At 61.8% G+C, this 19,371-nt stretch carries 24 protein-coding genes; 19 read left to right on the top strand and 5 right to left on the bottom strand.

Annotation, left to right across the window (positions count from 1 at the left end; translation table 11 throughout):
• Positions 1–5 precede the first annotated feature (5 nt).
• The 10 genes from U0042_RS05855 (at position 6) to U0042_RS05810 (ending at position 8,618) form a co-directional block, all read left to right on the top strand.
• Complete coding sequence (locus U0042_RS05855; RefSeq protein ID WP_232833630.1) at positions 6–326, top strand: hypothetical protein; 321 nt, start codon at positions 6–8, stop codon at positions 324–326.
• 24 nt (positions 327–350) lie between these two features.
• Positions 351–1,598 carry a pilus assembly protein TadG-related protein gene (locus tag U0042_RS05850; RefSeq protein ID WP_419150494.1) on the top strand — a complete coding sequence of 416 codons (1,248 nt, stop codon included), beginning with the start codon at positions 351–353 and terminating at the stop codon, positions 1,596–1,598.
• 47 nt (positions 1,599–1,645) lie between these two features.
• Positions 1,646–2,152, top strand: a complete 507-nt coding sequence (locus U0042_RS05845; protein WP_114815230.1) for a TadE/TadG family type IV pilus assembly protein — start codon at positions 1,646–1,648, stop codon at positions 2,150–2,152.
• The gene (locus tag U0042_RS05840) at positions 2,149–2,622 is read left to right on the top strand and encodes a TadE/TadG family type IV pilus assembly protein (RefSeq protein WP_114815229.1); all 474 of its coding nucleotides are present in this window, start codon (positions 2,149–2,151) and stop codon (positions 2,620–2,622) included. The genes U0042_RS05845 and U0042_RS05840 overlap by 4 nt, the downstream gene beginning before the upstream one ends.
• A 42-nt stretch (positions 2,623–2,664) precedes the next feature.
• The gene (locus U0042_RS05835) at positions 2,665–3,918 is read left to right on the top strand and encodes an AAA family ATPase (protein WP_114815228.1); all 1,254 of its coding nucleotides are present in this window, start codon (positions 2,665–2,667) and stop codon (positions 3,916–3,918) included.
• 21 nt (positions 3,919–3,939) lie between these two features.
• Positions 3,940–5,307 (top strand): CpaF family protein, encoded by a 1,368-nt coding sequence (locus tag U0042_RS05830; protein ID WP_114815227.1) that lies wholly within the window; start codon positions 3,940–3,942, stop codon positions 5,305–5,307.
• 15 nt (positions 5,308–5,322) lie between these two features.
• Entirely contained in the window at positions 5,323–6,300 is a 978-nt protein-coding gene (locus U0042_RS05825; RefSeq protein WP_114815226.1) for a type II secretion system F family protein, read from the top strand.
• Positions 6,301–6,347: 47 nt separating this feature from the next.
• The gene (locus U0042_RS05820) at positions 6,348–7,313 is read left to right on the top strand and encodes a type II secretion system F family protein (protein ID WP_114815225.1); all 966 of its coding nucleotides are present in this window, start codon (positions 6,348–6,350) and stop codon (positions 7,311–7,313) included.
• 322 nt (positions 7,314–7,635) lie between these two features.
• Positions 7,636–8,223, top strand: coding sequence for a class I SAM-dependent methyltransferase (locus U0042_RS05815; protein ID WP_114815224.1), 588 nt, complete (start codon positions 7,636–7,638; stop codon positions 8,221–8,223).
• A 53-nt stretch (positions 8,224–8,276) separates the two neighbouring features.
• Positions 8,277–8,618 (top strand): DHCW motif cupin fold protein, encoded by a 342-nt coding sequence (locus U0042_RS05810; RefSeq protein WP_114815223.1) that lies wholly within the window; start codon positions 8,277–8,279, stop codon positions 8,616–8,618.
• Between the two features lie 96 nt (positions 8,619–8,714).
• Here the strand turns inward: U0042_RS05810 and U0042_RS05805 are convergent, their stop codons facing one another.
• Positions 8,715–9,326, bottom strand: coding sequence for a TetR/AcrR family transcriptional regulator (locus U0042_RS05805; RefSeq protein WP_114815222.1), 612 nt, complete (start codon positions 9,324–9,326; stop codon positions 8,715–8,717).
• A gap of 106 nt (positions 9,327–9,432) precedes the next feature.
• On the opposite strand from U0042_RS05805, the gene U0042_RS05800 reads away from it, so the two are divergent.
• Positions 9,433–10,110 (top strand): glutathione S-transferase, encoded by a 678-nt coding sequence (locus U0042_RS05800; RefSeq protein ID WP_114815221.1) that lies wholly within the window; start codon positions 9,433–9,435, stop codon positions 10,108–10,110.
• 193 nt (positions 10,111–10,303) lie between these two features.
• Positions 10,304–10,678, top strand: coding sequence for a VOC family protein (locus tag U0042_RS05795; RefSeq protein ID WP_114815220.1), 375 nt, complete (start codon positions 10,304–10,306; stop codon positions 10,676–10,678).
• Between the two features lie 205 nt (positions 10,679–10,883).
• Here the strand turns inward: U0042_RS05795 and U0042_RS05790 are convergent, their stop codons facing one another.
• The 4 genes from U0042_RS05790 to U0042_RS05775 all read right to left on the bottom strand — a co-directional run bounded on the left by U0042_RS05790 (position 10,884) and on the right by U0042_RS05775 (position 13,366).
• Positions 10,884–11,678 (bottom strand): SDR family NAD(P)-dependent oxidoreductase, encoded by a 795-nt coding sequence (locus U0042_RS05790; RefSeq protein WP_114815219.1) that lies wholly within the window; start codon positions 11,676–11,678, stop codon positions 10,884–10,886.
• Positions 11,679–11,683: 5 nt separating this feature from the next.
• Positions 11,684–12,181 (bottom strand): SRPBCC domain-containing protein, encoded by a 498-nt coding sequence (locus U0042_RS05785; RefSeq protein ID WP_114815218.1) that lies wholly within the window; start codon positions 12,179–12,181, stop codon positions 11,684–11,686.
• A 28-nt stretch (positions 12,182–12,209) separates the two neighbouring features.
• Positions 12,210–12,704 (bottom strand): SRPBCC domain-containing protein, encoded by a 495-nt coding sequence (locus U0042_RS05780; RefSeq protein WP_114815217.1) that lies wholly within the window; start codon positions 12,702–12,704, stop codon positions 12,210–12,212.
• A 62-nt stretch (positions 12,705–12,766) separates the two neighbouring features.
• Positions 12,767–13,366, bottom strand: a complete 600-nt coding sequence (locus U0042_RS05775; protein ID WP_114815216.1) for an NADPH-dependent F420 reductase — start codon at positions 13,364–13,366, stop codon at positions 12,767–12,769.
• Between the two features lie 132 nt (positions 13,367–13,498).
• Here U0042_RS05775 and U0042_RS05770 point away from each other — a divergent pair, with 132 nt between their 5' ends.
• The 7 genes from U0042_RS05770 to U0042_RS05735 all read left to right on the top strand — a co-directional run bounded on the left by U0042_RS05770 (position 13,499) and on the right by U0042_RS05735 (position 19,088).
• Complete coding sequence (locus U0042_RS05770; protein ID WP_114815215.1) at positions 13,499–14,380, top strand: LysR family transcriptional regulator; 882 nt, start codon at positions 13,499–13,501, stop codon at positions 14,378–14,380.
• A gap of 323 nt (positions 14,381–14,703) precedes the next feature.
• A complete protein-coding gene (locus U0042_RS05760) occupies positions 14,704–15,093 on the top strand; it encodes a VOC family protein (RefSeq protein WP_114815214.1) in 390 nt (129 codons plus the stop codon).
• A gap of 180 nt (positions 15,094–15,273) precedes the next feature.
• Entirely contained in the window at positions 15,274–15,624 is a 351-nt protein-coding gene (locus U0042_RS05755) for a VOC family protein (RefSeq protein WP_114815213.1), read from the top strand.
• A 215-nt stretch (positions 15,625–15,839) separates the two neighbouring features.
• Positions 15,840–16,349: an NUDIX domain-containing protein gene (locus tag U0042_RS05750; protein WP_114815212.1), complete on the top strand. Its 510-nt coding sequence runs from the start codon at positions 15,840–15,842 to the stop codon at positions 16,347–16,349.
• 89 nt (positions 16,350–16,438) lie between these two features.
• On the top strand, positions 16,439–17,545 hold the full coding sequence (locus tag U0042_RS05745; RefSeq protein ID WP_011488753.1) for an IS5-like element ISBxe5 family transposase: 1,107 nt from the start codon (positions 16,439–16,441) through the stop codon (positions 17,543–17,545).
• Between the two features lie 300 nt (positions 17,546–17,845).
• Positions 17,846–18,394 carry a hypothetical protein gene (locus U0042_RS05740; RefSeq protein WP_157977894.1) on the top strand — a complete coding sequence of 183 codons (549 nt, stop codon included), beginning with the start codon at positions 17,846–17,848 and terminating at the stop codon, positions 18,392–18,394.
• A gap of 130 nt (positions 18,395–18,524) precedes the next feature.
• A complete protein-coding gene (locus U0042_RS05735) occupies positions 18,525–19,088 on the top strand; it encodes a nucleotidyltransferase family protein (RefSeq protein WP_114814500.1) in 564 nt (187 codons plus the stop codon).
• Positions 19,089–19,371: the final 283 nt, after the last annotated feature.

Genomic DNA, 19,371 nt, shown 5'->3' with positions numbered 1-19,371 from the left:
ACGTCATGAAACTTGCATTCTTCGCTCTCGCGTCTCGCACCACGGCGGCCGTGGCCGCCGGAGCCGCCCTCCTCACGCTGGGCGGCTGCATGACCAGCACGCCGATCTGGGACGCGCACTTCGGCCAGGCGGTACGCGCCGTCACGCAAGCCCAGATCATCGACCCGCATGCAGCCGAACACGCCCAGGCCTCGCACGACATGGACGGCCGGGCGGCCGTCTCGGCCGTGGACGTCTATCAGAAGAGCTTCGAGGCGCCCACGCCTTCGCCCAACGCGTTCGTGATCGGCGTGGGTAGCGGTTCGGGCGGCGGCGCGGGCCAGTAACGTCAACGTGTGCGGGAGACTGTCATGCGTCGGAGATCTTCAATGAGCGCGCGGCGTGCCGCGCATCGCAAGGAGCGCGGAGCGGTGGCCATCGTCGTCGCGCTGGCCATCGCCGTGCTGATCGGCTTTCTCGGCCTCGCGCTCGATCTCGGCAAGCTGTACGTGGTGCGCAGCGAGCTGCAGAATAGCGCGGACGCATGTGCACTCGCCGCGGCCCGTGACCTCACGGGGGCCATCAATCTGTCGGTGTCCGAAGCAGCCGGCATCACGGCCGGCCATCTCAACTTCGCGCTGTTCCAGCAGAACGCCGTGCAGCTTTCCACCGACAGCAACGTGACCTTCAGCGACTCGCTGAACAACGCGTTCATGCCGAAGAGCTCCGTGGCAGCGCCTGCCAACATCAAGTACGTGAAGTGCACCACGCAGCTCACGGGCATCGCCAACTGGTTCATCCAGACGCTCAACATGCTGCCCGGCTCGACGGTAGCGAACGCGTCGTCGGTCTCCGCGATGGCGGTGGCGACCGTGGGCGCGGCGCAAACCACCTGCGCCATTCCGGTGTTCATCTGCAAGCCGGGCACCGCGGGGCCGTCGAGCCCTTCCGCCTACACCATCGGGCAATGGCTCACGGCCAAGGCCGGTGCGCCGCCCACTTACGGCTCCGGCGACTTCGGCTGGGCCGCGCTCGACGGCAGCAACAGCGCGTCGTCAATCAAGAGCGAACTCACGGGCAACTACTGCTCGCTGCCCGCAACGGGCACGAGCCTCGGCTCGCCCGGCAACAAGGTGGCCGACTCGGCGGCGTACAACACGCGCTTCGGCATCTACGCGAACCCCTATTCGCAGAGCGGCGGCACGCCCGACTTCACGGGCTACGCCTATACGTCCACGAACTGGAACGCCACCACGGGCAACGCGTACAGCGACTTCGTGAGCAAGCGGCAAAGCTTCACGCCGTATCAAGGCGATTCCGCGGCGCAATTGAGCACGAGCGGTTCGTACGCGCAGACCAGCTACTCCGCGGGCGCCGACCGCCGCCTTGCGCTCGCGCCCGAGGTGGACTGCACGCAACTCCTCTCGGGCCACAGCGCCGCCGTTACCTCCTGGGACTGCGTACTCATGCTCGACCCCATGCAGTCGGGCGGCAGCGCGGGCCCGGTGCATCTCGAATACCGCGGCTCGTCTTCCGCCGCCGGCAGCCCGTGTGCCACGCATGGCGTGCCGGGCAGCGGCAGCTCCGTAGGCCCGCAGGTTCCGGTGTTACTCCAGTAGAGGCAACCATGAACCGCTCCGCTCATCGTCTTTCCAGCCGGCGCCGCATGCGCGGCGTCGCCACGGTCGAGTTCGCGCTCGTGCTGATTCCGCTCCTCATCATCGTGACGGGCATTGCCGAATTCGGCCGCGCCATCTATCAGTACGAGGCGCTCACCAAGGCGACGCGCGACGCGGCACGCTACCTGTCCACCTATCTGCCCACCGACCCGGCCTACCCGGTTGCGCAGGCGCAGTGCCTCGTGGTGTACGGCAGCACGACGTGCGGCTCGCAGGGCACGGAACTGGCACCTGGCCTCACGACCTCGATGGTGGTGATCTGCGACAGCGCTCACACCGCGAGTTGCAGCGATGCGTCGGACCCCGCGCAATTCGCGAACGTGCCGACTTACGACACGAACAACGGCACGGCGAACCCGTCGTATCTGTCGGGCAGCATCAACCTCGTGGAAGTGAAGATCAAGGGCTACCCGTACCAGCCCACGCCTGCCTTCTTCACGTTGCCGCCCATCACGTTCAGCAACATCGTCACGGTCATGAGGCAGGTGTCATGAAAACGCTCGCCCTTTCCATCACGCGTTCCGCCACGCGTCGCGCGAAGCAGCGCGGTGCCACGAGCGTCGAGTTCGCGCTGGTCTGCGCGATTCTCTTCACGCTGCTCATCGGCATCTGCGAATTCGGCCGTGTGCTGTTCTACTGGAACACGGCGAGCGAAGCGGTGCGGCTCGGCGCGCGCACGGCCGTGGTGTGCGACGCGGATGCCACCGTCGTGAAGACGCGCATCCAGTCGCTGCTGCCGCTGCTCGCCAGCTCGAAAGTCAACGTTGCCTATGTACCGTCCGGCTGCGACTCCGACCCGTCCACGGCGCGCAACAGCTGCACGATGGTCACCGTGAGCGTGACCAATCTCAGCGTGCAAACCATGATTCCGTTCGTTCCGTTGACGCTCTCCATGCCGCCGCTCACCACGACGCTGCCGCGCGAGAGTCTTGCGAGTGCAACGGGCGGCACCGTCTGTCAATAAATGCCTTCAACGCTACCAACGCCACCGGCGAGGTCCACCATCATGATGAACATCCTCGTTACCTCCGAAGACGCCGCGCGTCTTGCGCAGATCGCACGGCTCGCCGGCGACTGCGGCTCGTACCGCATCACGCGCGCATCCGGCAAGCCGTCGCAGCTGGAAGGCCGGGCCGAGGGACTCGACGCATTCGACGCGCTGCTCGTCGACGCGGGCACACTGCAAGCCGCGGAACTCGCGGTGATCGAGCGCCTTTGCCGCGAGCATCCGGGCCTCACCTGCATTCTGATCACGGCCGACGCGTCGCCGCAGACGTTGATCGAGGCCATGCGCGCCGGCGTGCGCGACGTGCTGGGGTGGCCGCTGGAACGGCAGACGCTTGCCGAAGCGCTGGAACGTGCCGCGGCCCAGCGCCCTGCACGCAATGCGGGCGACACGCACGACACGCAGTTCCTCTCGTTCATTTCGTGCAAAGGCGGCACGGGTACGAGCCTCATTGCAGGCAACGTCGCGTGGGAAATCGCGCAGATGCGCGACAAGCGCGTGCTGCTCGTCGACCTCAACCAGCAGTTCGGCGACGCCGCGTTTCTCGTTACCGACGAAACGCCGCCTTCCACACTGCCGCAGATGTGCGCGCAGGTGGAGCGCATGGACGGCGCGTTCTTCGACGCGAGCGTGCTGCGTCTTTCCGACAACTTCCATGTGCTCGCAGGCGCGGGCGACCCGGTCAAATCGGCGGAGATCCGCGAAGACGGGCTCGAATGGATTCTCGGCGTGGCCGCGCCGCGCTACGACTTCGTGATTCTCGATCTGGGCGTGGCCATCAATCGCCTTTCCATGATCGCGCTCGACCTCAGCGAACAGATCCATCTCGTGCTGCACGCGAACATGCCGCACGTACGGGCTGCGCGCCGTCTGCAGGAAATTCTCGTCTCGCTCGGCTACCCCGTGGACCGCATGCGGCTGATCCTCAATCGCTACGCGCGTTCGGGCGAGCGGGCCCGCGCGGCACTGGAAGAAGTGCTGGGTCTGCGCGCGTGGCAAGCCATTCCCGAAGACGAGAGCGTGGTGACCGAGGCCATCAACCAGGGTTTGCCCGTCTCGAAACTCGCGCGCAACAGCAGCGTGGCGCGCAGCCTGCAACGTTACGCAAGCCAGATCGTCGAGACCGCGCGGCCCGGCAACCAGGCGGCCGCGCGAGGCGAACCGCTCTTTGCGCGCCTGCTCGGGCGCGGTGCGGCGCCCAAGGCGACGACCGGCGTACCGCCGAAGGCCACACCGAAACTCAGAACCATGTAAGCCCGAATCGAGGAGACCGCCATGTCATTGCGTGACCATATTTCGCTTCAGCGTGTGGCGCCCGTCGCAGGGTTGGCCGACGCGCCGCGTCCCCACAATGCCGCCGCGCGCGAAGCGTGGCAGAAGCTGCGCCGCGAGATTCATCTCGCCGTACTCGAACGCGTGGAACTCGAGCGGCTCTCGCGTCTGCCGTCAGAGCAGGTGCGCCAGGAAATCGCCACGCTGGTGAGCCGCATTCTGGATGAACAGAAGCTGCCCACCAACGACCTGGAGCGCAAGCAGCTCGCCATCGATGTGTACGACGAGATGTTCGGTTTCGGCCCGCTCGAAACGCTGCTGCGCGACCCGAGCATTTCGGACATCCTCGTGAACACGTATCAGCACACTTACGTCGAGCGCAACGGCCGCCTGGAACTCACGGACGTCACGTTCTACGACGACGCGCACCTCATGAAGGTGATCGAGAAGATCGTCTCGCGCGTGGGCCGGCGCATCGACGAATCGAGCCCGATGGTGGATGCGCGCCTGCCCGACGGATCGCGCGTCAACGCCATCATTCCGCCTTCCGCGGTGGATGGTCCGCTGCTTTCCATTCGGCGTTTTTCGGTGAACCCGCTGCAGGTGTCCGACCTCGTGCGGCTGCAAAGCCTCACGCCGCCCATTGCCGACGTGCTCGAAGCGCTCGCGCGCGCGAAGGTCAACATCCTCGTCTCGGGCGGCACGGGTAGCGGCAAGACCACGCTGCTCAATATCCTCTCTGGATTTATTCCGGAATCCGAACGTATCGTGACGATCGAAGATGCGGCCGAACTGCAACTGCGCCAGCAGCACGTGCTGCGCCTCGAAACGCGTCCGCCCAACATCGAGGGCAAGGGAGAAATCACGCAGCGCACGCTGGTGCGCAACGCACTGCGCATGCGCCCGGACCGCATCATCCTTGGCGAAGTGCGCGGCGCCGAAGCGCTCGACATGCTCAACGCGATGAATACGGGCCACGAAGGGTCGCTCGCCACCATCCACGCGAACACGCCGCGCGATGCGCTGACGCGCCTCGAGAACATGATCGGGCTCGTGGGCCTCGGGCTGCCGCCGAAGACGATGCGCCAGCAGATTGCCTCGGCCATCTCCGTGGTCGTGCAGGCCGCACGCTTGACCGACGGACGCCGCAAGATCGTGAGCATTCAGGAAATCACCGGCATGGAAGGCGACATGATCAACATGCAGGAAATCTTCACGTTCAAGCGCACGGGGCTCGACGCGAACGGCAACGTGCGCGGCTATTTCTGCGCCACCGGCGTGCGGCCCAAATTCACCGAACGGCTGCAGGCGTTCGGCATCACCCTGCCCGACGCGATCTACGATCCGTCGCGCCATTTCGAAACTGCGTGATCGAAGGAGATTCGTATGGACCCGACCTTCTACGCCTTCGTCATTCTGCTGTTCGTCGCGGTCGTGCTCGCGTTCGAGGGCCTCTACCAATGGTGGAACAGCCGCCACGGCCCCGCTGCGCGGCGTATCGAGGCACGCATTCGCGCAATGTCCGCGGGCGGCCAGGTGCACAAGGAGCAGCTTTCCATCCTCAAGGACCGCATGCTGAACGAGGCGCGTCCGTTCGACCGCCTGCTGCTGCGCGTGCCGCGCATCCATACGCTCGATCTCGTGCTTCAGCAGTCGGGGCTCGGCTGGTCGGTGGCGAAGCTTGCGGGCGTGTCTGTTGCGATGGCCTCCGTGGCGCTGGCCGTGACGTCGATTCTGCCGATGCCCATGCTTTACGCCGTGTTCGCCGCACTCGGCGCCGCGTTTCTGCCCTCGCTCTTCGTCATGCGCAAGCGCACGAAGCGGCTTGCGAAGCTCGAACGTCAGTTGCCCGAAGTGTGCGACATGATTGCGCGCGCGCTGCGCTCGGGCCACGCGTTCACGAGCGCCATCGGCATGGTGAGCAGCGACTTCGCGGAACCGATGGGCGGCGAATTCCGCATCACGTTCGACGAGATCAACTACGGCGTCTCGCTACAGGAAGCGTTGCTGAACCTCGCGGCACGTGTGCCCGTTCGCGACCTGCGCTATTTCGTGATCGCGGTGCTGATCCAGCGTGAAACAGGCGGCAATCTGGCCGAACTGCTCGACAGCATTGGCGCGCTCATTCGCGAACGCTTCAAGCTGTTCGACAAGATTCGCGTGCTCTCCGCGGAAGGCCGCCTTTCCGCCTGGATACTGGGCCTGCTGCCGTTCGGCACGGCGGCGCTGATGATGCTGGTGAACCCGTCGTTTCTCGAAATTCTCTGGAAAGACCCGGCCGGCCTGAAGCTGGTTGAAACGGTGCTGCTGTCGATGGTGTCCGGCGTGCTGTGGATGCGCCGCATCATCCGCATCCGTGTCTAGTGCGTCCCGCTGCGCATTTGCCGTAACCGTCTGCTCAAGGAGTCGCCATGCAAGCCCTCAATTCCACGCAACTGCTCTTGCTGGGCGGTGTGTTCGTTCTCGTATTCGCTGCCGCGTTCGGCGCCATGCTCGTATTCGCACCGCGCAGCATGGAGCGGCGGCTCGCCCAGGCAGGCGCGGCGCCGCAAGGTGCCTCGTCGGCGGCCGGCGTGCCCTCGGGCACGCCGGACTGGATCGCGAAGCTCGCCGAGATCACGCAGCCCGTCTCGAAGCTCTCGCTGCCCAAAGACGGCTGGGAAAATTCGCCGCTGCGCTTGAAACTCATGAACGCGGGTTGGCGCACGCCGCACGCAGCGGGCATCTACCTCGCCGCGAAGACGCTGCTCGCGTTGATCCTGCCCACCATCGCCACGCTCGTGCTGATCCACACGCCGCTCGCGCAAAAGCCGTATGGGCTCGCCGCGATGCTCGTGGTGCTGGGCGCGTTCGGCTATTACCTGCCGAACGGCGTGCTGTCACGGCGCGTCGCAACGCGGCAACGCGTGATCTTCGAAGACTTCCCCGACGCGCTCGATCTGCTCACGGTGTGCGTAGAAGCGGGCCTGGGTCTGGACGCCGCGCTCATCAAGGTAGCCGAGGAATTGCGCCACCGCAGCAAGGTGGTGGCGGGCGAACTCGAACTCACGCTGCTTGAAATGCGTTCCGGCTTCACGCGCGAAACGGCACTGCGCAATCTCGCGCTGCGCACGGGCGTGGAAGACATCGACTCGTTCTGCACGATGCTGATTCAGGCCGAACGCTTCGGCACGAGCGTGGCCGACTCGCTGCGCGTGCTCTCCGACATGCTGCGCACGCGCCGCCGCATGCGCGCGGAAGAACGCGCGGCCAAGATCGCGCTGAAACTGCTGTTTCCGCTGATCTTCTGCATTTTCCCGGCGCTGCTGACGGTGCTGCTGGGGCCCGCGTTCATCAACATCTATCGCGTGTTGCTGCCTACGTTGACGGGGCAGTGATTGCCGGAGATGGGTAACGGGGTGCAGGTTCGCCCCTTACCCGTCGCTTCGGTCCGCACTCAATGCGAGTTCGATGGGTGCTGGACGACAGCCGCCAAAATCTTTCATCATGCCGACACGATCAAGGCCTGGCGGCATGACGTGAAAACGCGAAGTTCTCCTTTCGGCAGCGAGGCCAAGCCTGTTACCAGCCATACCGGGATAGCCACTTGCCTTCCACGCCAACCCGCATGGGCCGACACTATGCCCACTTCTCGCGGACGCGCAAGCGGTAGCAATTCGTCCGGCCGCAATCGTCACCACTTGAACGAGGGTATTTGCCGTGGACCCACAGACCATCGAAACGTACTCGACAAGGGCCGATCTTTTCGCCGCGGAGTGGCGCAACCAGCCTCCCCCCACCGACATGTACGCGCTGTTGCAGCGCTATTTCACGCCGGAAGGCAAGACTGCGGACATCGGTTGCGGCGCGGGCCGCGACGTGGCGTGGCTCAACGAACATGGCTTTCCCGCCGTCGGCTACGATGCCGCCGAAGGATTGCTCGCCCAGGCCGCGGCCGATTTTCCATCGTTCGATTTCAGGTGCGCGGCCCTTCCCGACCTGGCGGGTATTGCAAGCGGCTCCTACGACAACGTGCTGTGTGAAACCGTCCTCATGCATTTGCCGCCTGACGAGATCACGCAGGCCTGCGCCCGTCTGATCGATATTCTCAGGCCCAACGGTACGCTGTATCTGAGCTGGCGAGTGGCAGAATCGGCGTCCACCCGCGATGCTGCGGGACGACTCTACGCTGCGTTCGACGCCGCTCAGGTGAGGAATGGCCTGGGCGATGCGCAAATCCTGCTCGATGCCGAAGCCGTCAATTCATCGTCGGGCAAGCGCGTGCATCGACTTGTCGCCCGGCGATAGCGATCGATACTCACCGGGCTCCACGAGCACCGGTTCATAAAGGAGAAAACAGAATGAGAATGGACGCCTTTGCTTTCTGCACGACCCAGTGGGCCGAAGTCGAAAGAACGGAGCACCAGGGGGAAACCGGCGTCGCGTATTGGCGCACGCAGTTCTTTGGCGAGACGCCGAATCAGATCCGCGTGCGGATGGTCGAATACACGCCGGGTTATCTCGCAGACCATTGGTGCCAGAAAGGGCACATTCTTTTTTGCATGGAAGGCGAACTGGAAACGACGCTCCAGGACGGACGGAAGTTTGTTTTGACCGCGGGTATGAGCTACCAGGTGGGGGACAACGCTGAGCCGCATCAGTCCTACACCAGGACGGGCGCAAAGCTGTTCATCGTTGACTGAGCGACGCGTTGACGTGGTCGGGCATGTCCGCTGTCGGAGGGGCCGCCCGCCATATTGCGCCGATAGGCGAGTCCGCAAAGACCGATGCCCGCACGGCTACGCCGGCAGAAGACCGGCAACCCGGTAACTCTCAATCAATTCGTCGAAGACGGAGATATCCGACCGACTGCGGGCAATGAGTTGTGCGCCCGCCACGGCGGCGAAGATGGCGCGGGCGCGCCGTTCACTGTCTCTCGGGCGGACCACGGCCGCCGCCGAAAGCACCTTGCTGAGCCACGCCACGTTCACATCGGCGAACGTCTGGACCTCTTTGGTCACAGCTTCCGGCAGATCGTCTGATTCCGCGGCCATGAAGCTGCACAGGCACATGCGGTTATCGCTTTCGAGCGCCTTGCGAAACGTCTCGGGATAGCGGCGCAGGCACTCGATCGGATCCGCCGACTCGGCCAGGAGCGCATCCAGTGCGGCCGCCGAGTTCTCCCAATAACGCCGCGCCACCGCTGCCGCAAGATCGGCCTTGCTTTCGAAGTGGTGATAGATGCTCGCAGCCTTGATGCCGACCGCGTCCGCGAGACCGCGAAAATTCAGGCCGCCGTAGCCGTGCGCCTGCGCAATGGTTGTGGCAGCCGCCAGGATTCGCTCCCGGGAATTCAGGCCTGGACCGTTCTTCACTGCGACCACCTCCGCAACGGAATTCACTGTTGACATGCGGCATTATACCTTCTACCGTAAACCTACCTAACGTTAGGCAGTCAAGGCAGATGCCCTTTGGCACTGTCCGATCCCGTACGACCCGCAACATTGAGAGGCACGCATGACTTTCAGCACCGCCGACGTAAGCGAACTCCCGATCATGACCCTCTACGATTTCCCCAAAGGCCCGTATCCGACACGCGTTCGCATCGCCCTGGCCGAGAAGGGCCTGCAATCGCGTGTCCGGTTCGTGATGGTCGACCTTTACAAGGGAGAGCACAAAAGGCCCCAGTTCATCGCCGAAAAAAACTACTCGGGCACGCTGCCGGTGCTCGAATTGAGCGACGGCACCTGCATTGCAGAATGCACCGCCATTACCGAATATCTCGATGCGCTCGACGGTGCGCCCACACTGACCGGCCGCACGCCGCTCGAAAAAGGCGTGATTCACATGATGAGCAAGCGAGCCGAACTGGAATTGCTGGACGCGATCAGCGTCTATTTCCACCATGCCACGCCGGGACTCGGGCCGGACGTCGAGGTCTATCAGAATGCCGAATGGGGATTTCGTCAGCGAGACAAAGCCCTGAGGGGCATGCGCTATTTCAGTGATGTCCTGGAGAAACAACCGTTTGTCGCCGGAGAGGCCTTCTCCATGGCGGATATCACCGTCATTGGCGGACTGCTCTTTGCGTCGATCGTGAATGTCCCCATTCCTCCGGAGTGCGAAGCGCTTATCGCCTGGTACGCGAAAATGCGGGAACGCCCGAGCGTGAAAAACCAGCCGGCGTTCGTTTGAATTCACGGACGGCGGGAAGCTGCTTCTTGCTGAAACGCGCCGCTCAGCGACTGCCGGATCGCAAGGCTGTCGTGTGGCGGCGAAGGCAATGCGCCCTTCACCGTCTGCCGCCGGGCGCCACGTGTGGCAACATCGCGATGAGCCCCACATCACGCTGGGGCCTCGCACCCGTTCCCACATTGCAGGAGAACCCATGTTCGACCACGTCAAATTCGGCGTCAGCGACTATGCAGCCAGCAAAGCGTTCTTCCTCGAGGCACTCGCACCGCTCGGCGTAGCCGTTGTCGGGGAGGGATCGCCGACGTACGGCGTCGAGCTTAGCCCGCCCGGCCCGGCGTCGTTGTGCCTGTACCAGACCGAGGAGAAGCCCGCGCATCTTCACCTGGCATTCGTGGCCGAGAATCGCGAGCAAGTGGAAGCGTTCTATCGCGCAGCCCTGGAGGCGGGCGGCAAAGACAACGGGGCACCGGGTCTGCGCCCGCATTACCACGCGAACTACTATGCAGCCTTTGTCATTGGTCCGGACGGGCACAACATCGAAGTGGTTTGCCACAAACGCGAGGACTGAGCTTTCCGTCGAGGGTGCGCGCGGGGTAGAGCTATCAGGTGCCGCCCTGCCCCGCAGCTCGAATAGTGCTCGACGTGAAAATCACGGAAAGAATCGCCGTCTTCATCACGGCCGCGATGAAAAGCCAGGAGCGACGAAGGCAAGTCTTCAAGAACGGGATTGATCGCGTCCATAGGTCGCGACCAGTCGAGCCCAGCCGTTGTTCTCATGCGATTGAACGAACCACGCCCCCATCGACGCGTAACGCCGCACCCGTCGTGGCCGATGCCTGCTCCGAGCATGCGTACACAACCATGTTCGCCACTTCGTCAGTGGTGGCGAAACGATGGATCAGCGATGTTGGCCGTGACGTCTTCAGGAACTGTTGCTCAGCCTGCTCTTGCGAAATGCCCTGCTCTTGTGCTGTCGCCTTCATCCAGTTCGAAAGAATTTCGGAGTTGGTCGGGCCGGGCAGTACGGCATTGACGGTCACGCCCGTGCCGGCAACAAGCTCGGCTAGCCCCCGCGACACCGCAAGCATCGCGGTCTTGGTCACGCCGTAGTCGATCATTTCTTTCGGGATGTTCAACCCCGACTCGCTGCTGATAAACACCGCGCGCCCCCAGCCCCGCTCCACCATTTTGGGCACGTAATGGCGCGCGGTGCGAACGCCGCTCATCACGTTGAGTTGGAAAAGGTCCAGCCATTCGCTGTCGTCCTGAGAGAAGAAGTCGTTCAGCCGCGCAGTCCCTGCGTTGTTGACGAGAATATCGGCCGCCGGCACTTGTGCGAACAAGGCCGCGCAGCCTTCGGATGTCGCAACGTCTGCAACGACGCCGGTCAGGTCTGCGTTCGGCAGCATCGCGCGCATTTCGCGCAACGTGGCATCGACCCGCTCCTGAGTTCTGCCGTTGACTACGACGGCAGCGCCTGCACGCGCCAGCCCTTCGGCAATCGCGCGACCGATGCCGGCTGTGGAACCCGTTACGATCGCCTTGCGGCCATTCAGTTCGATCTTCATGGCGCTTATCTCCGTGCTATTTGTGCTTCGGCGGCTTGCGCGAGGCATTCGACCCATTCCTGGTGGTAGCGATAAAGCGCACCAGGATGCGTCCTGCCGATCAGTTCCACGAAGAACGGGCCTTGCTGCGTCTCTTCGGTCAGCAGATGGCAACCATCCTGGGTTGGCGTGATTACCCAGCCGTGATATGCGCTTGAACCGGTTTCATCGCCATCGACCGTTGTTGCCCACGCGAGCCGCCGATTCGGCACGCACTCAGTGACGACGAGCGACATCGGATAGCCGACCGTCACGCGGCTATAGCGCGTGCCGAGCGCGAGTTCGGGCTCGCCAGAAAGTATCTTGACCTGGTCCTCGGCAGCGAAATAGCGCGACCACCGCTCAGCGTCGACGAGCAGTTTCCAGACCACTTCCGGTGGCGCTTTCACGTCAATGTCATTGAGCGCGTAAATTGCCGAGGTGCGCGGGTCATAACGTTCTGGCCATATGACTTTGTCGATCATGTATCGGATCTCCGTTTATCGGTAAGGGTTAGCTGCGGGAACGCTCACGCGCCGTGGCGACTTCGGCGAGATTCCTGAGCAGCTTTTCGTGCGTGAGCCAGAACACGTCAGGCGCCTGCTTCGCGAGTTCCAGCCAGTGCGGTCCCTGCATCGTCTCTTCGGTCCATAGATGGCATCCGCGCGCCGTCGGCGTGATAAGCCAGGCGTGATAGGCCATGGACGTTTCCGAGACCTTTGGATAGCCGCCCCACGCAATGCGGGTCATCGGCTCGAACTCCCGCACGGATGCGAAAACGTCCTGGCCCGCGAGGTTCGTCTCGAATCTCGTACCCAGGCCAAAGCTCTCGCCGCCGTCGAGCAACTGCACATGCTGCACACCAGGATAGAAAGCTGGCCACGATTCGAAATCGGTTAGCAGCGACCAGATCGTTTCGACGGATGCCGGGACCTCGAGCTCGTTGGTGAAATGGATCGGAGAGCGGCTCGGTTTCATCTGCTCGGGCCACTTGATTATTTCGTGCATGGGATTTCCTAACGGGATAAGGAGTGGATTCGAATGCTGCCGACGGAAAACAGGCCCGAGACCTATTCAGGTTTGATGAGGTCCTGAAAGATGAGCGGCGCCCAATTGCGGCCCCTTGCCTGTACGAGCGAGCCGCCCTCCCGGAGTGATCCCAGCCAAACCGGCGCGAAGCCGAGCCGTTCAGCGAGCATGGCTACCGGTGCCCCCGCGTCCTCGTCGTCACTGGATAGAAACACGACGCGCCGGCCGCCGCCGACTTTGGGGTCGGCAGCCAGCATGTGTGCAGGCAGGTGATTGAATCCCTTGACGAAGCGGGCACCGGGGAAGGCCCGAGCAATCACGGCCGATGACGGCAGGCCATCCAGTTCCTCGACGGGCACGCCAAACGCGTTCGTCGCGTCGATGAGGGTTTTGCCCTGCCAGTCCGGCAGGATCTTCGCGACGTTGCGATGCTCCCAGAACGGCACCGCGAGGATCAGCGTGTCGGCCTGCACGGCGTCCTGCAAGGTCACGGGACTGACGGTCGGGCCGATGGCGCGGGCTTGCGGCAGCAGCGCATCGGGCGCTCGCCGGCTGGCTACAGCGACTTCAATGCTTTGGCGGGCAAAGGCGCGCGCCAAGGCCTGTCCCACCGGGCCGAAACCGATGATCGAAAAACTCATGATGATTCTCCTGCACAAAATTGGCATGCAGAGAATGGTAATTGCGGCTAAATCGAATGATAATTGCGCCCATTGCCATAAGACCTATTCCACGCTGGAATGAGTTGCAGCGTGCGCAGCCGGAGTCGCGTGATGGATCGGTTTCAGGAATTGGACGCGTTTCTCGCGGTCGTCGAAGCGGGCGGCTTTTCCGCGGCCGCACGCAGGATTGGCGAGTCGCAGTCTGCTGTCAGTAAGGCCGTCAATGCGCTGGAAAAACGGCTCGGTGTAGCGCTGCTTCATCGCAGCACGCGCAAGGTGACGCTGACCGATCAGGGGCAGCTTTACTACGAGCGCATGCGGCCATTGGTGGACGAGATCCAGGTTGCGGATAACGAGCTAGCCAGCGCCACGCTCGACGTTTCGGGGCTCATCCGCATTGCGGCACCCTCGACGTTCGGTCGGCTCCATGTGCTGCCGCTCATTCCCGCCTTGCTGGCGCAATTTCCTGGCTTGCGCATCGATATGGTTCTGTCCGACGCCGTACGCGATATGGTGGAAGACAGGATCGATCTTGCGATTCGCGTGAGCCCCATCGAAGAGCCGGACTCGGTAGTGCGTCGTGTGGCTGCCACCTCGCTCGTGTGCGCCGGATCGCGCGGTTACTTCGAGAAGTACGGCGTACCCCTTACCCCTGCCGAGCTCGCAGATCACAACTGCCTGGTCTATGGCGAGATGACGGAGTGGCCGTTCGTCGGGCCGGAGGGCCGGTTCAATGTGCGAGTGCGCGGCAACCTGTCGTCCAATAGCGTCGAGACGATTCTCGCGGGCGTGCTGGCCGGCGTCGGCATCGGCATGTTTCACCGCGCCTCGCTGGTGGGCGAGTTCCGGCATCCGGACATCGTTACGGTGCTCGACGATTTTTTGCAACAGCCCAGGGAAGTCAGCCTCGTCTGGCCCAAACGAAGGTTTGTGTCCACCCGCGTGCGCAGTGCGACCGATTTTCTGGCCGATGCGCTCGCGCGGCGCATCTAGTTTCATGACGCTTCAATTGCCGCGATTAGCGCGACGCGTAATTGCTCGAAATGAATATCGCGCCCGGCGCTGTAAGGTAAAGTTACTGCCCGGACAAACGAAGCTAGAGAACACGGTTCGATACCTCGCAATCGAGGTCGATGATGCGCTCGAGACGGCTGAGCAAACCGACGTGTGAAGGGACGTAGGCCGGACGGCATCGAACGCTGCCGGGCACAACTGGTCACTCGGCAAGACAACAAGAATTGCAGATAATTTAGTTCGGCCTCTTCTTCAAGATTGATTTTCTGGCACCCGTGGCACGATTTCGATAGCAAAATCCGATGCGAGCACATCTCAGAATCGCCAGACCTGTCAGCGACCTTTCGCGGGCGGAAAGCATGTATTGCGCAGCACTCGGCGTCGCTGTCCTGGCAAAGTTCCAGAACCATCAGGGGTTCGACGGCATGATGTTGGGACGTCCCGGCATGGACTATCACTTCGAGTTCACACAGTGCCGCGAACATCCGGTAGTGCCGACACCAACGCATGAGGATTTGCTGGTGTTTTACGTCCCGGATCACGCTGAGTGGAAGTCCACTTGTGAGCGCCTCGCCGAAAGCGGATTTGTTTGCGTGACGTCGCTCAATCCTTATTGGGACGTGTCAGGTAGAACATTTGAGGACTACGACGGCTACCGCATCGTTCTGCAAAACTCGGCGTGGCCTTCATGACGCGGACGTAATGTCATTAAGCGCAAGCTCGATCGCTTTGCAGCAACTCGTATAGTCGCGCGAAAGGCAACCCATGGCCACGAAGAGAGGTTCCGGTTGATGGCGTTTGGCCGGGCGCTGTCGTGAGCCGACTATATTGGCGTCTGGTACATTCCGTTCGTATCCATTCGGGGACTCGTCATGAAGCTTCGGACCGTGTATTTGAAGGTGAATGAGATGGAGACATCCACTTCGTTTTGGGCGAGGCTCCTCGGATATGAACCGCTTAAGCGGTCCGAGAAGTGGACTGAATTCATGATCGGCACCAACCGGCTGGGCCTGTTGTTAAACGACTTCGGGGACGAGATCAAGGGTAGCGGTTCAGTCCCCGTCTTTGAGTTCGAAGAAAATGCACTTCACGAATTTGTGAAGCGCGCAATAGAAAGCGGAGCTTCGGTCGTGATGGACGGATTAAAAATCGAGTCGATGCAAAGCATCGTACTGAGCAGCCCAGACGGACACGAATTCGAGCTTTGCATGTGCCGTAACTAAACTTGCGGCCCTGCTGCTGCTTCTCGCATTTCCTGACGAACGACTGCCTGGCGTCGCCGACAGGTCGTTTCACGAGCCATGTGGAACGGCACTTCCGGTTCGGTTGGCGCCTTTTGCGCCTTTTGCATTGGATGCATGCTCAAGGACGGTCGGTGCGCTCGATCGTGGGGCGCTGATCGGCCACTTTCGGCCGATCGACAAGGCCATTCAGATCCATGACAATCGCCTCCGATGTCCATCTTTGCTGTTCGACCTCTTTTTATGCGAGTGGAATTTTGAGCAACGAAAGCTACATCGGTTGGTTGAGAAAGCAGGTTGGCAATGAATTGATACTGAGTCCATCGGTCGGTGCCGTAATCCACGATCACCAAGGCAGGCTTCTATTGCAAGAGAAGTCTTCGGGTGAGGCTTGGAGCTTGCCCGCTGGGGGGATTGAACTGGGCGAAAGCCCACAGGAAGCAATTGCTCGCGAGGTGATGGAAGAGACCGGCTATGCCATCCACATTCACGGCATTCTCGGCGTCTTCGGCGGGCGGTCGTTCAGGTATACGTATCCGAACGGGGATCAGATTGAATACGTTGTCATGCTATTTCAGTGTAGGATCATCGGTGGCGACGGAATTCCTGGCGATGCGGAGACCAAATCCACCCGGTATTTCGGAAAGCATGAAATGCCGGAGCTGGCATTACCGTATCCGAACGACGATTTGTTCCGCGCGTTCTAACAGGCTGTTGAAATAGCTTCCGCCATGGTCATCGGACCGGGAGCGGTAAACGTTGAAACAAGGAAGCGGACAACACTGAGACCGAAGCGATGCGCGGAGCGGACGGCTACACCGAGACGATGTTTACGATGGCAAGGCTGGATGACTTCGTGCCGGCCAATCACCCGCTGCGCCCGATTCGCATTTGGCTGAACGACGCACTCAAGCGCATGGACCCGGTGTTCGCTCGGATGTACGAGAGCGACGCGAAGGGTGGCCGCCCGAGCATCGCCCCGGAGAAATTGATTCGCGCGTTGCTGTTGCAGGTGCTGTATTCGATTCGAAGCGAACGCATGCTGATGGAGCAAATCTCCTACAACATGCTGTTTCGCTGGTTCGTCGGCCTTTCGATGGACGATGCGGTGTGGGACCACTCGACCTTCAGCAAGAACCGTGACCGGCTGCTCGAGCACGACGTCATCGTTGAACTGTTCAACGAGACGGTTGAGTCGGCGCATGCGCGCGGTTATCTGTCGGGCGAGCATTTCAGCGTGGACGGCACGCTGATTCAGGCGTGGGCCGGGCACAAGAGCTTCGTGAGCAAGAACAAGTCGGATGACGATGCGCCGCCTGATGGCGGTGCGCGTGAGCGCGAGAACTGGCACGGTGAGAAGCGTAGCAACGAGACCCACGAATCGAGCACGGACAGCCAGGCGAAGCTGTTTCGCAAGAGCCGGCGCACTGGTGCGCTGCTTTGCTACATCGGGCACCTGCTGACGGATAACCGGCATGGTCTGGTGGTGAACGCGCAAGTGACGCAGGCCAGCGGTACGGCCGAACGCGACGCTGCGGCTCAAATGCTCGCGGACGCGGCGCAAGTTGCCAGCGCCCCCATTACTGTGGGGGCGGACAGGAATTACGACACGGCGGGCTTCGTGGCGAGTTGCCGCGCCAATCGTGTGACGCCGCACGTGGCGCAAAACGACGGCCGCGCGGGTGGCTCGGCGATTGACGCTCGGACGACACGCTGGGCTGGCTACGCCATCAGCCAGCGCAAGCGCAAATGCATCGAGCAGGTCTTCGGCTGGGGTAAGACAGTCGGCCGGATTCGTCAGGCGATGTATCGCGGCCGCGAGCGGGTCGAGCAGTTGTTCTTGCTGACACAGGCGGCCTACAACCTCACACGCATGCGTACGCTCGCGAACAGAACGGAGTAGAAGTGCAAATCGGCGAGGAGACGGCATTGGTTCCACCTGAATTAAGGGCGCTCGCTATCAAATCGACACGAACCAAACCGACGCGATGGTTTTTTAGAAAGACATCCCTTGCGTCAGTGAGATGTATTTCAACAGCCTGCTAAGCATCCCCCGGATGGCGCCGCCGCTCGGCCGGATTCCCGAGTTCGGCCAGGAACAGCCACTCGACAGACCTACCTACATTGCTGACAATTGCAGGGGGCGTCTCTGCACAACGTGCAGCGACTCCATCTACCTCGCTCCTGATGGACACGGGCTCCAATGAAGTCGGAACAGAATGAGGGACTGACAGCCATGGATCGATTTTCCATGCTTCATCTTGGGTGGTGGATCGGTTTTCTCGTGCTGTGCCTTGCACTTTGGGAATCCGACAAAGCCGTACTCGGGATATTCCTTGTCTCGCTTCTTCTTGTTCCACCGCTTGGAATCGCCTGGGTTGCCGGGACAATAGGAAACGCTGTCAACCGCCGATGGCGCTGTGCGGCCTCCGCATGCCTGGCACCTCCATTAGCCGGCGCCCTCATAATGGGGCTGTCGCTTATCGGTCTGGACCCCGACCGCATTCATTTTCTTCTAGTCAAGTATCCCCACGAGATCGAAGTTCATTTCTCCCCCTCGGGCGGAAGTGCATTTCGCAGCTGGAGCTGGGGCCTGGACGCTGCGCCATTGTCCCCAGGCGTTGCCTACACATTGAACTACGATCCAAGGGATGCGGAGCTACTGGCGGCAAAGACTCCCGACAAGTCTATTCGTTCGATGGGCGATCATTTTTACCTTGTGAAGCAGTCTGAGGACGGAAGCGCGCTGTGAGTGTAGAAAGCGATAAGGCCATGAGCCGCCGATCGACGGCGACGCCTGTTTCGTCGACAATCCTCTGGAAATGTCGTGAGGGTTGCATGGCGACGATGCACTTCTGGGGATTTACGTGCGAACAACCAATATGCAGACACGCCTTGCGGCCATCGCACGTGAATCGGAATGGTTCTGGTCCGCGCTCGTCGCAGTGCGCAGTCTCAATCTGCCCTCGTGGTGTATAGGTGCTGGGGCTGTTCGCAATCTTGTGTGGGATTCGCTGCACGATTTCCGGACTGCATCTCCGTTGTCTGACATTGACGTCGCACACTTCGACGCTTCCGACCTCACAGGCAAGTGCGACGCGAATATTCAGCGCCGATTAAATAGTATCCGTCCGAACACACCGTGGGAGGTCACTAATCAGGCTGCCGTGCACACGTGGTTCGAAGCGACTTTTGGTCATCCGGTCTCGCCGCTGGCTTCGCTGAAGGACGCTGTCGCAGCGTGGCCCGAGTTCGCGACATCTGTCGGATTAACGCTACGCGAAGACGATTCGATTGACGTAATCGCACCGTATGGGCTTGACGATCTTTTTGCTATGGTGGTCCGGCGAAACCCGGCACGTGTCAGCATCGAAGCTTACCGAAAGCGAATCCAACAGAAGCAGTATCAAAGGCGTTGGCCGCGCGTAACGATCGTGCCGAGTTGACCGGCGCACAGATTGATTGTCTGCTGTGGAGCAGGCGACCGCTACCATCACCGTGCAATATGCTCATCATAGAGGGCGGCGGTCGGCAAATCGCAGCGCCCGCAACGGGCGCTGGCCGGCCACAACCAGTCCATCGACCTCGACAGCCAGATCGTCCACAATCGGCATCGCACATTGCCGCCTGAACCGCTATGACCCTGTACACACCCACGCTACGTCGAATCCACCGTCGATCATCGAATGACATAGCACGTCTGCAAGCTGTGCTCGAAGGTGCGCCGGG

It is taken from the genome of Paraburkholderia kururiensis, assembly GCF_034424375.1.
Classification (GTDB): Bacteria; Pseudomonadota; Gammaproteobacteria; order Burkholderiales; family Burkholderiaceae; genus Paraburkholderia; species Paraburkholderia kururiensis_A.
The sequence above is the reverse complement of the archived record's forward strand: the minus strand, read 5'-3'. Positions and strand labels throughout refer to the sequence as shown.

What these genes read in the sequence shown, in the direction of transcription:
- U0042_RS05820 (WP_114815225.1), top strand. Translation starts at nt 6,348, where the DNA reads ATGCAAGCCCTCAATTCCACGCAACTGCTCTTGCTGGGCGGTGTGTTC.
- U0042_RS05775 (WP_114815216.1), bottom strand. Translation starts at nt 13,366, where the DNA reads ATGAGTTTTTCGATCATCGGTTTCGGCCCGGTGGGACAGGCCTTGGCG.
- U0042_RS05750 (WP_114815212.1), top strand. Translation starts at nt 15,840, where the DNA reads ATGACAATCGCCTCCGATGTCCATCTTTGCTGTTCGACCTCTTTTTAT.
- U0042_RS05785 (WP_114815218.1), bottom strand. Translation starts at nt 12,181, where the DNA reads ATGATCGACAAAGTCATATGGCCAGAACGTTATGACCCGCGCACCTCG.
- U0042_RS05760 (WP_114815214.1), top strand. Translation starts at nt 14,704, where the DNA reads ATGCGAGCACATCTCAGAATCGCCAGACCTGTCAGCGACCTTTCGCGG.
- U0042_RS05830 (WP_114815227.1), top strand. Translation starts at nt 3,940, where the DNA reads ATGTCATTGCGTGACCATATTTCGCTTCAGCGTGTGGCGCCCGTCGCA.
- U0042_RS05855 (WP_232833630.1), top strand. Translation starts at nt 6, where the DNA reads ATGAAACTTGCATTCTTCGCTCTCGCGTCTCGCACCACGGCGGCCGTG.
- U0042_RS05740 (WP_157977894.1), top strand. Translation starts at nt 17,846, where the DNA reads ATGAAGTCGGAACAGAATGAGGGACTGACAGCCATGGATCGATTTTCC.
- U0042_RS05755 (WP_114815213.1), top strand. Translation starts at nt 15,274, where the DNA reads ATGAAGCTTCGGACCGTGTATTTGAAGGTGAATGAGATGGAGACATCC.
- U0042_RS05800 (WP_114815221.1), top strand. Translation starts at nt 9,433, where the DNA reads ATGACTTTCAGCACCGCCGACGTAAGCGAACTCCCGATCATGACCCTC.
- U0042_RS05850 (WP_419150494.1), top strand. Translation starts at nt 351, where the DNA reads ATGCGTCGGAGATCTTCAATGAGCGCGCGGCGTGCCGCGCATCGCAAG.
- U0042_RS05840 (WP_114815229.1), top strand. Translation starts at nt 2,149, where the DNA reads ATGAAAACGCTCGCCCTTTCCATCACGCGTTCCGCCACGCGTCGCGCG.
- U0042_RS05845 (WP_114815230.1), top strand. Translation starts at nt 1,646, where the DNA reads ATGCGCGGCGTCGCCACGGTCGAGTTCGCGCTCGTGCTGATTCCGCTC.
- U0042_RS05825 (WP_114815226.1), top strand. Translation starts at nt 5,323, where the DNA reads ATGGACCCGACCTTCTACGCCTTCGTCATTCTGCTGTTCGTCGCGGTC.
- U0042_RS05780 (WP_114815217.1), bottom strand. Translation starts at nt 12,704, where the DNA reads ATGCACGAAATAATCAAGTGGCCCGAGCAGATGAAACCGAGCCGCTCT.
- U0042_RS05745 (WP_011488753.1), top strand. Translation starts at nt 16,439, where the DNA reads ATGCGCGGAGCGGACGGCTACACCGAGACGATGTTTACGATGGCAAGG.
- U0042_RS05805 (WP_114815222.1), bottom strand. Translation starts at nt 9,326, where the DNA reads ATGTCAACAGTGAATTCCGTTGCGGAGGTGGTCGCAGTGAAGAACGGT.
- U0042_RS05810 (WP_114815223.1), top strand. Translation starts at nt 8,277, where the DNA reads ATGAGAATGGACGCCTTTGCTTTCTGCACGACCCAGTGGGCCGAAGTC.
- U0042_RS05770 (WP_114815215.1), top strand. Translation starts at nt 13,499, where the DNA reads ATGGATCGGTTTCAGGAATTGGACGCGTTTCTCGCGGTCGTCGAAGCG.
- U0042_RS05735 (WP_114814500.1), top strand. Translation starts at nt 18,525, where the DNA reads ATGCAGACACGCCTTGCGGCCATCGCACGTGAATCGGAATGGTTCTGG.
- U0042_RS05790 (WP_114815219.1), bottom strand. Translation starts at nt 11,678, where the DNA reads ATGAAGATCGAACTGAATGGCCGCAAGGCGATCGTAACGGGTTCCACA.
- U0042_RS05835 (WP_114815228.1), top strand. Translation starts at nt 2,665, where the DNA reads ATGATGAACATCCTCGTTACCTCCGAAGACGCCGCGCGTCTTGCGCAG.
- U0042_RS05795 (WP_114815220.1), top strand. Translation starts at nt 10,304, where the DNA reads ATGTTCGACCACGTCAAATTCGGCGTCAGCGACTATGCAGCCAGCAAA.